Raw genomic sequence first — 13,729 nt, 5'->3', positions numbered from 1 at the left:
CGCGACCGCGCGCGATGGTTATCGATGTCCCAAAATCCCACGGTAAACCGAATCTGACGAATCGCAGAAGTGCCTGCAAATCAGCGACATCTTGAATTGCTTGCGCCTGCGGGACGCGCCCGCGTTTACGTCTGCTTCATCGCGATACTTAAACTGCCATTCAAATTTGCCCGCCATCATTGTCTTCAACAAGCCGGGAAGCGGCATGGACTTGGGGATGAGTTGAACAGCGCATGATCAAGGATCAGGCAATCAGAGTAGACGGGAGCCGCGCTCGGGGGAACGAGGCGGCATAAGAAAAAGGGGATGCGTTATGTTTCAGGGTACTTTCGATCTCGATGCGGCAACGCCGATCGATGCAAGCACGCTGTCGGACGTTCTGTTCGAGCGCGGGATATATTGGGCGAGCGGCCGCTCGGGCCTGGTTGACCTCGTCGCCGCGCACAAATGGTTCAACCTCGCAGCCCTGAAGGGCCGCAAGGACGCCATCGCGCTGCGCCAGGAAGTGGCCGGTCAGATGTCCGAGGCCGAGATCTCGGCTGCGCAGCGTGACGCGAGGGCCTGGGTGTCCGCGCACTGAGCGAACAACGGCGCCAATCGATTTGGCGCGATTGCGCTGAATCGAGCAAATGCGTTGTGCCGTCGCCTGGACCCGCGCGGCATAGGCGATCCCGACAAGAATGACCCAATGGCTGCCGATTCGGATCGCGCCCGACGATTGCGATCTGGAACTCGGGCGACCGCACGGAGGAGGTGCTCATCTCGCCCCCGTATTGGCGTCCGGCCGGTCAGATGCGGGCACACATATATAGGGAGAGCGCGAATCGGGCTGAGCTCAGCCGCGCGGATCCTTGCGCCAGGCTTTCGCGCCGGCTTCATGGTCGCTTCTAGCTTTGATTCTGCGGTTGGGTGGCGGAGAGGGAGGGATTCGAACCCTCGATACAGCTTGAGACCGTATGACGCTTTAGCAAAGCGTTGCCTTCAGCCACTCGGCCACCTCTCCGGTGCGAGCCTTATGCATCTAATTACTTGGGCCGGTCAATTTGGAAGCGCGTGTTTTCGCTCGAATATTCCCAACGATTTCCGCAGGACTGCGCGCCAATAATGACGGTTTGCTATCCAGTCGGGAAAGATCACGTCCGAAAGAGCTAACGCAGACCTAAAGCGTTTGGCAGAGCTGACAGAGATGGTTCCGCGGACGACACTATTTTTGTTTTAGCAAGCGATTGAGTTTACTTGGAATTTCCTGCCGCGCGGCCTGCCTCTCGCGAGGCAGGATACCGGCTTGTTAGGCCGCCGGAGGCCTATGAAGGCTGATCGACGGGCGAATCCTTCCATCTCCGCCGGCCGGGATGCCGGCCCTGATTCCCCAATCGCCCGAACGACGTCAGCTACATAAAGAGTCTGCGCGGTGTCGGCCGTTTTTTGCACGCGTCCTGCCGGAGATCACCGAGAGTTACGGCGCGTTACCGTCCCCTGGAGTCTGCGTGCCGATTCCACGATTCGTGTGTGTCAGAGCCGTCTCTGTGTGTAAGCCGATCCGCGCGCCATCGGATCGGGAACCTCGGCGGCGAATGGAACCGCGTAAAAAAATATAGTAAAAACAATATGTTGTAGGCGTCGTCCGATCACATCTGCGTGTTATTTGTGCAACACCCGTCGGAAAACACGCTTCATAGGCCCGCTTCGGAGCGTTCTCTTGTTGTGTGTGCAAGGACGTTCGGTAATTGTGATCGGGCGACGGAGGGGGGCATCCCAAGGTCGTCCCGTTTAGGTCTTTCGCTTAAGTCCCTCGCGTTCATGCGGGTGTGTCCGAAGACGCGAAGGCGGCCAAAGCGGTGATTTAAAGGGGGTTGGGGAATTGGCCGTTCGGGTCAGTGACCTTCCCTGAAGAGCAACTTGGAGGTTTAACATGAAGTTGGTTAAGAGCCTTTTGCTCGGCTCAGCGGCGGGTCTCATCGCCGTGGGCGGAGCGCAGGCAGCCGATCTCCCCGTGAAGGCCAAAGCGGTCGAATACGTGAAGATCTGCTCCCTGTACGGTGCGGGTTTCTACTACATCCCGGGCACCGACACCTGCATCAAGCTGGGTGGTTACGTGCGCGCTGACGCAATTGTTGGCGGCGCCGGCGACTATGGTTTCAACCAGAGCTCGGCCACTGCGAACGGTGGGTCGAACAACCGTTTGACCAACTACTATTACACCCGCGCTCGTATGGACTTCAACGTCGATACCCGCACGGCGACCGAATACGGTGTGGTTCGCACCTACGCTGATATGATCTTCAGCTACGACACGGCCAACGTGACCGGCGTCGCAGCGGGTGGCACGGCGTTCTCGACCGGCAACCCGTCGCTCGGCCTCTACCATGCGTTCATCCAGTTCGCTGGCTTCACCTTCGGCCGCACGGTCTCGATCTTCGATGCCCCGTGGCAGAGCTATCCGGCTGGCGGTCCCGATTCCATTCCGGGCGGCTCCAACCACGTCACCGGCGTGAACCAGTTCGCTTATACCGCTGACTTCGGCCAGGGCATCACCGGTTCGCTGGCCTTGGAAGAAGACACGACGCTGACCTCCGGTCAGTCGAACCTGTGGAACACCACTGGCTTCGCGACGGCTGCCGCCGCTGGTGCAGCGTTCGTCCAGGGTCAGTACGGCGTCCAGTCTTGGGGTGGAACGCGTACCCCCGACATCATTGGTGCTGTTCGTGTTGATCAGGCTTGGGGTCTGGCCCAGTTCTCGGTTGCTGCCAAGGATCTCCATCCCTCCTACTACGGCACGACGGAACCCACCGGTCATCCCGGCGACAAGTGGGGTTGGGCTGTTCAGGGTTCGTTGTCGATCAAGAACATCCCGACTGGTGCGGGTGACTCGCTCAACTTGCAGGCCGTCTACACCGATGGTGCAAGCAAGTATAACTTCCAGACCCTGTTCCCGCAGAACTTCTTCATGTACAGCGGTTCGGGCATCGGTGCCTATCAGAGCGTCGGCTTCGCCGGCATCTCTGATGGTGTCTTCGGTGGTCCCGGTGGCAGCATCGAGACCGTCAAGACCTGGGGCGTCCGTGGTGGCTTCACCCACAACTGGAACCCCTACTGGGTTAGCGCCGTCTACGGTGGTTACGCTCAGCTGAAGTACACCGACGCGGGCAAGGCGCTGATCTGCGCCAACTTCGCGGCCCTCGGTCCGTCCGCTGGTGCGACTTGCAACCCGGACTTCAACTTCGGCGTGGTTGGCATCAACACCGTCTGGACCCCGGTCAAGAACCTGGCGTTCACTGCGGACTTGAGCTACTCGCGTCTGGACCAGAAGTACGCTGGCACCATCTCGGGTGCGAACACTGCGGTTGCTACCGCTGCCAAGCCGGCTGCGGTGTATGAGCTGAAGGATCAGAACTCGCTCACTCTGCTCCTCCGCGCTCAGCGCAACTTCTGATATCTACCAATCAACTCGAGCCCCGGCGGGAAACCGCCGGGGCTCTTGCTTTTTTTGGCGATACGGCCCTGGCCTTCTGACGCGCAAATCGACAGATGATAATCGACCGGGCAGGACCGGACGGAGCCGATCTCGTCTCCCGAAACGAAAGAGGCCGCCTTGCGAGGCGGCCTTTTCGATTCTGATGCCCAACCGTCCCTATTTCAGTCCAAGCCTCGATTTCAGTCCAAGCCTCGATTTCAGTCCAAGCCTCGATTTCAGTCCAAGCCTCGGCGGTGGCAAAGGCGCGGCAGTGGCGATATCGTTCCAGCCCCAATTCATCTCATCCAGTTGGTTCGGCACGGCGTAGCAAGTCTTGAAGTTCAGACCGCTTCTGCAGTTCTGGACCGGCCTCGCTCAACCCGGCATGGCCGGTGGTGGTTCTTCCGTTCCAGAGAGGGCGGCTCTACTCCACGCTGCCGGCGCCGCGGCGCAAATCGGCCTCGATCTGCAAGCGCGTGCCGCCGCCGAAGCGGGCGCGGTAGACCTGAAGATTCTCCATGATCCGCTGCACGTAGTTGCGCGTCTCGGAGAAGGGAATCAACTCGACCCAGTCGACCGCATCGACCTTGGCGTCGCGGGGATCGCCGTAACGGTCGATCCATTTCTTCACGCTGCCGCGACCGGCGTTGTAGGCGGCGAAGGTCATGATGTAGGAGCCGCGATAATCCTCGAGCAAGCCGCCGAGCTCGGCCGCCCCGAGCGTGGCATTGTAGGACGAATCCTTCTTCAGCCGCGAGAGGTCATAGGTCGCGCCATGCCGCTTGCAGACGTAGCGTGCGGCGTCCGGCGTCACCTGCATCAGGCCGTAGGCCTGCGCCGGCGAGACCACGGAGGGGTTGAATGCGCTTTCCTGGCGCGCGATCGCGTAGACGATGCTGCGCTCGACCTCGGGACCGATCTGCGTGAAGTGTGGAATGCCGTTGACGGGATAAGCGTAGAAGTCGAACGGGAGGCCGCGATTGAGCGCGGCCTTGCCGACCAGCAGCATGCCACGCGCGTCGCTGTAGCGTTGGGTCAGCTCGCCGAGGCCGGTCAGCGCCTCGGGATCGCCGTTCTCACCCATGTCGGCAAGCATCGGCACCGTCATCTCGCGCTCGTCGAGCTCGTAGAGCAATTGCGCCGCGCGCACGATCTCCAGCCGCTCGGCGCCGCGGCCGCGCGGCTGGCTGTTCAGCTCGATCTGCGGCAGGCCGAGCTTTGCGCGCGCGAGCTGGCCGTAATAGCTGGTCGATTGCTCGGCAGCGCGGGCATAAGCGTTGCGCGCCTCCTGCTGGCGACCGGCGGCCTCGGACGCGCGGCCCTGCCAGTAACCGGCACGCGCCAGCGTGGTCGGATTGACGCTGCCGACGCCGATGCGGGCAAAGTGCTGGGCGGCTGCCGCGGGATCGTTGAGGAAGCGCAGCGCGATCCAGCCCGCCGTGAATTCCTGCTCGGTCTTGTAGATGTCACGCGAAGGGAGCGCCGCGTCGCGCGCGATCAGATAGGCGCTGCGGAATTCCTCGGTGTCGATCATCTTGCGCGCCAGCAGGCGCCGCTCGATCCACCATTCGTCGAGGTTGTGGAGCCGGTTCGGATCCTTCGGCGCCGACAGCATGAGCTGGGCGGCTTCGGCAAACTTCTCCTCGCGGCGCAGCAGTTGGATCTTGCTGAAGATGAAGCCGGGATCGTTGTGCAATTCGCTCGGCACTTGTTCCAGCAACGCCCGCGCGTTCGGTGCCTTCTTGAACGAGGCAATGCGGGCCTTGGCGAGCGCGACATAGCCGGCGCCGAGCCGCTTTGCAGCGCGCAACGCGGCCTCGTTCTCGCTGCCATAGAGCAGCGTGTCCATTCGCGCCTTCTGGTCGCCCGGCGTCAGCAGTGCGCCGAACTGGTCGAGCGCGTTGTTCTCGGTGTCCTCCGACATCGGATCGCTGCGCCAGGCCTCGCGCACCAGCCGCTCGGCGTTGGCGCGGTCGCCGCGCGCCAGCATCGCCTTGGCGAGCACGAAGCGGCCCTTGGCCGAAACAGGGGATTCGTTCTCGAACCACGACCAGCCAACGGAATCGTCGCGCCTGTCGTCCCACATCGCGGCTTCGAGGCGCCGGCGCAGGAAGGTTTGCGAAGGCCAGCTCGGATTGGCGGAGAGGAAGGCGCGGTAGCGCTCAACGCTCGCGCCATTGTCCTCGCTACGGAGGATGATCCATTCCGCGAGCTTTCGCGCAACGGGGTCCGAAATCGAATCTGCGTAACTGCTGGCGTCGCCCGGCTTGCGCTTGCGCACGAGCTCGATGACGTTCTCGAGCGTGTCCTTGTCGGCTTGCGACGTCGACGACGTCGCAGCGACCGCGGCCGGCGTGACCGGCTTGCGCGGCGCGGCGTGCTGGCGGGTCGCAGGTGCGAGTACCGGCGTTGCGACTGGTCTGACGGAGGTGGGGGCCGGGGCAGAAGGTCTGACGGTGGCTGTCACCGCCGGCGTGGTCTGGGAGGCCGGGGCATTGGCCGCCGGTTTTGATTTTGGCGCGGGAGCGGCAGCAGCGGACTTCGGCTTGTCCTTCGCGGCATCCTTGCCGGCAGGTTTCTTCGCCGCATCCTTCGCCGCATCCTTGGCGGCTGCTCCCTTGGTCGGGCCCTTGGCTGCTTCTTTGCCTGTGCCCTTGGCTGTTTCCTTGGCCGATCCCTTCGCAGCGTCCTTCGCGGGCGGCTTGGCGGCTGGCTTCGCGGTTCCCTTGGTCGTTCCCTTGGTCGTTTCCTTGCCGGCCTGCCTGGCCGGTTCCTTCGCGGTGTCCTCAGTCGTCTCATTCGACTTGGCCAGGGCGACGCAGCCGATCGACAGGCCGGCCATCAGGCATATGGCCAGACCGGCGGATCGCGCGGATCGCCATGCGGCACCAGGAAAGGAGGTCACGAAGGTTCGTCGCCCCGAATCAGTCAATTGGCTCAAGACCTATCTGTACAAGATCTGGCTGTATTTGATTGAATATGCGGACAAAATACCAACAGCCGCTTACCTTCGCCGGGTTTGCACCACCACCGCGGCAAAATCGCGGCTTAAACGGTGCGTCAGTCGGCAGCAGGTCTTTTACCGGCCGGACAGACCCGATAAGAATGGGGCTTGCTCAAAAATCACGCCGCGTACGGAGGAAGTCCATGGCAGCCAAGACGAAATTCCGGGGGTCGTTCACCGCCTTGGTCACGCCCTTCAAGAACGGCTCGCTGGACGAGGCGGCGTTCCGCTCCCTGGTCAACTGGCAGATTTCGGAAGGCACCAACGGCCTGGTCCCGGTCGGCACCACTGGCGAGAGCCCGACGCTCAGCCACGACGAGCACAAGAAGGTGGTCGAGTGGTGCATCGCTGAGGCCAAGGGCCGCGTGCCTGTCGTCGCCGGCGCCGGTTCCAACTCGACCAGGGAAGCGATCGAACTCGCCCAGCATGCCGAGAAGGCGGGCGCGGACGCCGTGCTGATCGTGACGCCCTACTACAACAAGCCCACCCAGGAGGGCATGTACCAGCACTTCAAGGCGATCAATGATGCGATCGGGATTCCAATCATCATCTACAACATCCCGCCGCGCTCGGTGATCGACATGTCGGTCGACACCATGAAGCGGCTGTGGGAGCTGAAGAACATCGCCGGCGTCAAGGACGCTACCGCAAGCATGGTTCGCGTCTCGCAGCAGCGCGCCGCGATGGGCGAGGACTTCAACCAGCTCTCCGGCGAGGATGCGACCATCCTCGGCTACATGGCCCATGGCGGCCATGGCTGCATCTCGGTGACCTCGAACGTCGCGCCGCGCCTGTGCTCGGAATTCCAGGCCGCCTGGGCCAAGGGCGACGCCAAGGCGGCGCTCGCGATCCACGACAAGCTGATGCCGCTGCACAACAACCTCTTCATCGAGAGCAATCCGGCCCCGATCAAGTACGCGATGTCCTTGCTCGGCAAGCTGGACGAAACGCTGCGCCTGCCAATGGTTCCGGTGTCCGAGCCGACCCGCGTTGCCGTGCGCAGCGCCATGGTGCACGCCGGCCTGGTCAACTGATGCGCTACCAATCGGGGAGCCGTTCATGAGCGTCGACGAAAAGGGCAGGCGGATGCTCACGGAGTTCCGCGATTTCGCCATGAAGGGCAATGTCGTCGACCTCGCGGTCGGCGTCATCATCGGCGCGGCCTTCGGCGCCATCGTCACGTCGCTGGTCGGTGACATCATCATGCCGATCATCGGCGCCGCCACTGGCGGCCTCGACTTCTCGAACTACTTCGCCCCCTTGTCGAAGGCGGTGACCGCCACCAACTTAGCGGATGCGAAAAAGCAAGGCGCAGTGCTTGCTTACGGCAGCTTCCTTACGCTGACGATCAACTTCATCATCGTCGCCTTCGTGCTGTTCCTGGTGATCCGCGCCATGAACACGCTGAAGCGCAGGGAAGAGACCAAGACCGCGGAGCCGCCGAAGCCTTCGGCGGAGGTCGTGCTGTTGACCGAGATCCGCGATCTCCTCAAGAAGTGACGCGCGCGCTTCATCCGAACTGTTAGCTTACGCGCGCATCTCGATCAGGTTTGTTGTCCGGATTTTGTAGGTCATGGCCGATAAGAACGAACGTCCTATCAAGGTCATGGCGGAAAATCGCAAGGCCCGCTTCAACTATGCGATCGAGGATACGATCGAGGCGGGCATTGCGCTGACCGGAACCGAGGTGAAGTCGATCCGTAACGGCAAGAGCACGATTGCGGAGTCCTACGCCGACTCGAAGGACGGCGAGATCTGGCTGATCAACGCCACCATTCCCGAATACCTCCAGGGCAACCGCTTCAACCACGAGCCCAAGCGGCCGCGAAAGCTGCTGCTGCACCGCCGGCAGATCAACAAGCTGATGGGCGCAGTCGACCGCGAGGGCATGACGCTGATCCCGCTCAAGCTCTATTTCAACGAGCGCGGGCGGGCCAAATTGCAGCTCGCGGTTGCGAAGGGCAAGAAGCTGCACGATAAGCGCGAGACCGAGAAGAAGCGCGACTGGAGCCGGGAGAAGGGCCGGCTGATGCGGGCGAGGGGATAGCGGCAAGAGGACGGGATGACTCAGAAGAATTTGCTCGAGGTCGATTGGACCCAAATTCCCCCACCCGCTGACGATGGCGGGGCTGCGCATCTGAAAGGCCTGACGTTGCCCGCAATCAGCCTGCGCGCCACCGACGACAATTCGGTCGATCTGTCGGCGCTCCCGGGCCGCACGGTGGTGTTCGCCTATCCGCGCACCGGCGAGCCCGGCAAGATCGCGCTGGTCGACGACTGGGACATGATCCCGGGCGCGCGGGGCTGCACACCGCAGACATGTGCGTTTCGCGACCTCTTCGCAGAGCTGAAGGCCGCCGGCGCCTCGCAGGTGTATGGCCTTTCGACCCAGAGCAACGACTACCAGACCGAGATGGCGTCGCGGCTGCATCTGCCGTTCCCGGTACTCTCGGACGAGAAGCTGGCGTTCACGCGCGCGCTCAACCTGCCGACCATGGAGGTCGCGGGCCTGACGCTGATCAAGCGGCTCGCGCTGATCATCGACGACGCCCAAATCACGCATGTGTTCTATCCGGTGTTTCCACCCGACCGGAACGCCGGCGATGTGCTGAACTGGCTGAAGGCCAATCCTGCAAAGACCACAGCAAAGGACTGATTAGTTTGACGCGTTTTCTTCACGCGAACCGGTAGCCAATTCGCTCGAAAACGCTCTAGTCGAGATCGGCCTTCACCTTCGCGAACACGCTGCGGAACATGTCCGGCGTCAGCACGCCGGTGTTCGTGTTGTAGCGGGAGCAGTGGTAGCTGTCGTAGAGCCTGAACGCGCCGGCCTGGTGCACGGCGCCGTGGCCGAAAGGGGCCTGCGACGCCTTCAGCTTCAGCGGTCTGAGCACGCTGTCGTGCGCAATCCGCCCGAGCGCGATGATCGCGCGCAGCTTCGGCATCGTTTCGAGATTCGCAATGAGGAACTGCCGGCAGGTGTTGATCTCGACCGGCAGCGGCTTGTTCTGCGGCGGAACGCAATGCACGGCATTGGCGATCCGGCAGTCGACAAGCTTCAGGCCGTCGTCGGGCCGGGCCTGATAGCTGCCCTTGGCGAAACCGTATTCCAGCAGCGTGGCATAGAGCAGGTCGCCGGCATAGTCGCCGGTGAAGGGGCGGCCGGTGCGGTTGGCACCCTGCATCCCCGGCGCGAGGCCGACGATCAGAAGGCGCGCCCTGATGTCGCCAAAGGGCGCAACCGGCGCGTTGTGCCACAACAGCTCGCGCGCGCGGTTCGCCTCGCGAAAGGCGACCAGACGCGGACAGAGCGGACAGTCACGATCGGGGACGAGGGTGGGGGCCTGGCGGCTTGACCGCGCCGTCTCACTCGTCGAGGTCGTCATCGCCCCTCGGCGCCATCGTCGTCGCGCGCTGGAGGAACTGCGGAGCGTGATGGCGCGGCTCGCGGTCGCCGCGATCGCGCGGGGCGGGGCGCTCGGACGGGTCGCGGCCAAGCTTGGACTGCAACTCGACAAGATCGGTGAAGACGTCCGCCTGGCGGCGCAACTCGTCGGCGATCATCGGCGGCTGGCTGGCGATGGTGGAGATCACCGTGACCCGCACGCCGCGACGCTGCACGGCCTCGACCAGCGAGCGGAAATCACCGTCGCCGGAGAACAGCACCATCTGGTCGATATGCTCGGCCAGCTCCATGGCATCGACCGCGAGCTCGATGTCCATGTTGCCCTTGACCTTGCGCCGGCCGGAGGCGTCGATGAACTCCTTGGTCGCCTTGGTGACGACGGTGTAGCCGTTGTAGTCGAGCCAATCGATCAGGGGACGGATCGAGGAATATTCCTGATCCTCGATAATCGCTGTGTAGTAGAACGCCCGCAGCAGCGTCCCGCGACTCTGAAATTCCTTCAGAAGGCGCTTGTAATCGATGTCGAAGCCGAGAGTTTTCGCGGTTGCGTAAAGATTGGCCCCGTCGATGAAGAGCGCGATCTTGTCGGTAGAGGAAGGTGACATTCAGTTTGCTCGCGTAGTGTTCGTGATAAATCGTTTATTGTTGGCGCGGCGGCAGCAAGCCGCGCAGATCAAAGTCCTGCCGAAACCCGTCGAAACCGCAAATCCGGAGAAGTCGGGGCAATCAAGGTATAGTTATGGCGGACTTTCATACACCCGGCGCCGCCCTCAATAGCAGCCCGGGAAACCACCCGTCCCAGCCCCAATGTGGGGGTACCAGAGGCGTTTGGCGAGACCAAATCACAAATTTGCCTTGCGAAACCGCCCTGGCCCCTATAACTAGCCCCGATCATCCACATATTTCGTCCCACCCACAACGGAGCGACAGTCCATGGCTCGCGTCACCGTAGAAGATTGTATCGACAAGGTCGACAACCGGTTTGACCTGGTCCTGCTGGCCGCCCACCGCGCCCGCATGATTTCGTCCGGTTCACAACTAACGGTTGACCGCGATAACGACAAGAACCCTGTTGTATCTTTGCGTGAAATTGCCGACGAGACCATCTCGCCGGAGGATCTCCGCGAGGAGCTGGTGCACTCCCTCCAGAAGTTCGTCGAGGTGGACGAGCCCGAGCCGGACACGGTGCCGCTGATCGGTTCCGCCGGCGCCAGCGTCGATGCCGACGATACCGAAGTCGCTGTGGAGCGCATGACCGAAGAGGAGCTCCTGAAGGGCCTCGAAGGTCTCGCGCCGCCGGAAGAGCAGCCCGAGGAGGACGAGTAATCCTCTTACTCGCGATCGTCGACTTCTTGTGATCTTATCAAAGGCCCGAACCCGCGTTCGGGCCTTTGCTTTTGTTGGCGTTTTCGTGGTTACCATAGCGTTGCCGGTTCGCGCCGCGCGCCTGTCATCGAATTGATCGGCCACGTCCGCGATCGGAGCTTAAGATGTATACAACGGGCCGCTTCATGGTCCGTTTGAAGGCAGGACGGCATGGTGTATCGACGCCGCAGACCCACGCAGATGCAGGCCGCAACCGAATCGGTTGCCGTGGCCCCGACTGCGCCGGTGGCACGGCCAGCGAAGCCGCGCGCGCGCATGATGCGTCAATATGACCTCGTCGAACGCGTCCGGTCCTACAATCCGAACACCAACGAAGACCTGCTGAACCGAGCCTATGTCTACGCCATGAAGGCGCACGGTTCGCAGACGCGCGCCTCGGGCGACCCGTATTTCTCGCACCCTCTCGAAGTCGCGGCGATTCTCACCGACCTGAAGCTCGACGACGCGACCATCGTCGCCGCGCTGCTGCACGACACGATCGAGGACACGGAAGCGACTCGCGCCGAGATCGACCAGCTGTTCGGCCCCGAGATCGGCGCACTGGTCGAGGGCTTGACCAAGCTGAAGCGGCTCGAACTGGTGTCGCGCGAGGCCAAGCAGGCCGAAAACCTGCGCAAATTGTTGCTGGCGATTGCCGACGATGTCCGCGTGCTGCTGGTCAAGCTCGCCGACCGCCTGCACAACATGCGCACGCTCGACTTCGTGCCGACGGAATCGCGCCGGCGCATTGCCGAGGAGACGCTCGACATCTACGCGCCGCTGGCAGGGCGCATGGGCATGCAGGAAATGCGCGAGGAGCTGGAGGATCTGTCCTTCCGCACTCTCGATCCCGAAGCCTATTCGGTGGTGATGCAGCGGCTCGATGGGCTCGCCGAGCGCAACCGCAATCTGATCGGCGAGATCGAGGACCAGCTCTCCAACAATCTGCGCCACCGGGGTCTCGGTGCGCGGGTCTATGGCCGCCGCAAGAAGCCGTTTTCGATCTGGACCAAGATGGAGCGCAAGTCGGTCGGCTTCGAGCAACTGTCCGACATCTTCGGCTTCCGTGTCGTCGTCAACGACATCGAGGCCTGCTATCGCGCGCTCGGCATCGTCCACACCACCTGGCCGGTCGTGCCGGGACGCTTCAAGGACTACATCTCGACGCCGAAGCAAAACGACTACCGCTCGATCCACACCACTGTGATCGGTCCCGGCAATCAGCGCGTCGAGCTCCAGATTCGCACCGAGGCGATGGACCAGATCGCCGAGCGCGGCATCGCCGCGCATGTCTTCTACAAGGAAGGCGTGGGCTCGCCGACCGAATTCCTCAAGCGCGAGTCGAACGCGTTCGCCTGGCTACGCCACACCATTGGTATCCTCTCGGAGAGCGCCAACCCCGAGGAATTCCTCGAGCACACCAAGCTCGAGCTGTTCCACGACCAGGTGTTCTGCTTCACCCCGAAGGGCAAGCTGATCGCGCTGCCGCGCCATGCCAATGTGATCGACTTCGCTTATGCCGTGCATACCGACGTCGGCAATAGCGCGGTCGGCTGCAAGATCAACGGCCAGTTCGCGCCGCTGTCCTCTGAGCTTCAGAACGGCGACGAGGTCGAGGTGCTGACCTCGGAAGCGCAATCGGCGCCACCCTCGGCCTGGGAAACGCTCGCGGTCACCGGCAAGGCGCGCGCCGCGATCCGACGCGCCACGCGCACCGCCGTGCGCGATCAATATGTCGGTCTCGGCCGGCGCATCGTCGAGCGCCTGTTCGAGCGCGCCAAGATCGAATATGCGGACGACAAGCTCAAGGGGGCGCTGCCGCGGCTTGCGCGCACCTCGATCGAGGACGTCATGGCTGCGGTCGGCCGGGGCGAGATCAAGGCCTCCCACGTCGCGCGCGCGATGTATCCCGACTACAAAGAGGAGCGCGTCGCGCGCTACGGCGTCAAGAAGGGGCTCGCCGCCAAGCTCAAGGAGAAGGCGCTGGAGCCGTCGCGCCGTCCAGTTGCGATCCCCATTGGCGGAAACAATTCCGACCTGCCGGTGAAATTCGCGCCGAACGGGGGTGCCGTGCCGGGCGATCGCATCGTCGGCATCGTGACGCCAGGCGAGGGGATCACGATCTATCCGATCCAGTCGCCGGCCTTGAAGGACTTCGAGGAGGAGCCGGAACGCTGGCTCGACGTGCGCTGGGACATCGAGGACTCCGCACCGCAACGCTTCCCGGCGCGCATCAAGGTCGAGAATGTCAACGAGCCCGGCGCACTGGCGCAGATCGCGACCGTGATCGCCGAGCACGACGGCAACATCGACAATATCAGCATGCAGCGCCGCTCGCCCGACTTCACGGAGACGACGATCGATCTCGAAGTCTACGATCTCAAGCATTTGAGCGCGATCCTGGCCCAGCTGCGCGCCAAGGCGGTCGTCGCCCGCGTCGAACGTGTTAATGGATAGGCGGCTGTCGTAGTCGCCTGTCTCTCCGATCTCGTGAGTCCTG

Annotated in this window: 11 protein-coding genes and 1 tRNA gene; 8 read left to right on the top strand and 4 right to left on the bottom strand. The window is 62.8% G+C overall.

Features of this window, described 5'->3' with window-relative positions; all coding sequences use genetic code 11:
- Positions 1–313 precede the first annotated feature (313 nt).
- Positions 314–580 carry a hypothetical protein gene (locus tag YUA_RS0106855; protein ID WP_027530011.1) on the top strand — a complete coding sequence of 89 codons (267 nt, stop codon included), beginning with the start codon at positions 314–316 and terminating at the stop codon, positions 578–580.
- 330 nt (positions 581–910) lie between these two features.
- On the opposite strand, the gene YUA_RS0106850 is transcribed toward YUA_RS0106855, so the two are convergent.
- Positions 911–1,003, bottom strand: a tRNA-Ser gene (locus tag YUA_RS0106850).
- Between the two features lie 909 nt (positions 1,004–1,912).
- Here YUA_RS0106850 and YUA_RS0106845 point away from each other — a divergent pair.
- On the top strand, positions 1,913–3,433 hold the full coding sequence (locus YUA_RS0106845) for a porin (RefSeq protein ID WP_027530010.1): 1,521 nt from the start codon (positions 1,913–1,915) through the stop codon (positions 3,431–3,433).
- 445 nt (positions 3,434–3,878) lie between these two features.
- On the opposite strand, the gene YUA_RS0106840 is transcribed toward YUA_RS0106845, so the two are convergent.
- Positions 3,879–6,359 (bottom strand): lytic transglycosylase domain-containing protein, encoded by a 2,481-nt coding sequence (locus tag YUA_RS0106840; RefSeq protein ID WP_027530009.1) that lies wholly within the window; start codon positions 6,357–6,359, stop codon positions 3,879–3,881.
- A 242-nt stretch (positions 6,360–6,601) separates the two neighbouring features.
- Here YUA_RS0106840 and dapA point away from each other — a divergent pair, with 242 nt between their 5' ends.
- From dapA to YUA_RS0106820, 4 genes are all read left to right on the top strand, one after another.
- Positions 6,602–7,492, top strand: a complete 891-nt coding sequence (gene dapA, locus YUA_RS0106835) for a 4-hydroxy-tetrahydrodipicolinate synthase (RefSeq protein WP_027530008.1) — start codon at positions 6,602–6,604, stop codon at positions 7,490–7,492.
- A 52-nt stretch (positions 7,493–7,544) separates the two neighbouring features.
- Positions 7,545–7,958: a large conductance mechanosensitive channel protein MscL gene (gene mscL, locus YUA_RS0106830; protein ID WP_027530007.1), complete on the top strand. Its 414-nt coding sequence runs from the start codon at positions 7,545–7,547 to the stop codon at positions 7,956–7,958.
- 73 nt (positions 7,959–8,031) lie between these two features.
- Entirely contained in the window at positions 8,032–8,505 is a 474-nt protein-coding gene (gene smpB, locus YUA_RS0106825; RefSeq protein ID WP_027530006.1) for an SsrA-binding protein SmpB, read from the top strand.
- 15 nt (positions 8,506–8,520) lie between these two features.
- Positions 8,521–9,114 carry a peroxiredoxin gene (locus YUA_RS0106820; protein ID WP_027530005.1) on the top strand — a complete coding sequence of 198 codons (594 nt, stop codon included), beginning with the start codon at positions 8,521–8,523 and terminating at the stop codon, positions 9,112–9,114.
- A gap of 55 nt (positions 9,115–9,169) precedes the next feature.
- On the opposite strand, the gene YUA_RS0106815 is transcribed toward YUA_RS0106820, so the two are convergent.
- Together YUA_RS0106815 and YUA_RS0106810 are read right to left on the bottom strand one after the other, a co-directional pair.
- Positions 9,170–9,844, bottom strand: coding sequence for a uracil-DNA glycosylase (locus YUA_RS0106815; RefSeq protein ID WP_027530004.1), 675 nt, complete (start codon positions 9,842–9,844; stop codon positions 9,170–9,172).
- Entirely contained in the window at positions 9,825–10,469 is a 645-nt protein-coding gene (locus YUA_RS0106810; RefSeq protein ID WP_027530003.1) for an NYN domain-containing protein, read from the bottom strand. Before YUA_RS0106810 ends, YUA_RS0106815 begins: the two co-directional genes overlap by 20 nt.
- Positions 10,470–10,797: 328 nt before the next feature.
- On the opposite strand from YUA_RS0106810, the gene rpoZ reads away from it, so the two are divergent.
- Together rpoZ and YUA_RS0106800 are read left to right on the top strand one after the other, a co-directional pair.
- Positions 10,798–11,190 (top strand): DNA-directed RNA polymerase subunit omega, encoded by a 393-nt coding sequence (rpoZ, locus tag YUA_RS0106805; protein ID WP_014494742.1) that lies wholly within the window; start codon positions 10,798–10,800, stop codon positions 11,188–11,190.
- A gap of 210 nt (positions 11,191–11,400) precedes the next feature.
- Complete coding sequence (locus YUA_RS0106800) at positions 11,401–13,686, top strand: bifunctional (p)ppGpp synthetase/guanosine-3',5'-bis(diphosphate) 3'-pyrophosphohydrolase (RefSeq protein WP_027530002.1); 2,286 nt, start codon at positions 11,401–11,403, stop codon at positions 13,684–13,686.
- Positions 13,687–13,729 lie beyond the last annotated feature (43 nt).

The sequence above is a fragment of the Bradyrhizobium sp. WSM3983 genome, assembly GCF_000473045.1.
GTDB lineage: Bacteria > Pseudomonadota > Alphaproteobacteria > Rhizobiales > Xanthobacteraceae > Bradyrhizobium.
The sequence above is the reverse complement of the archived record's forward strand: the minus strand, read 5'-3'. Positions and strand labels throughout refer to the sequence as shown.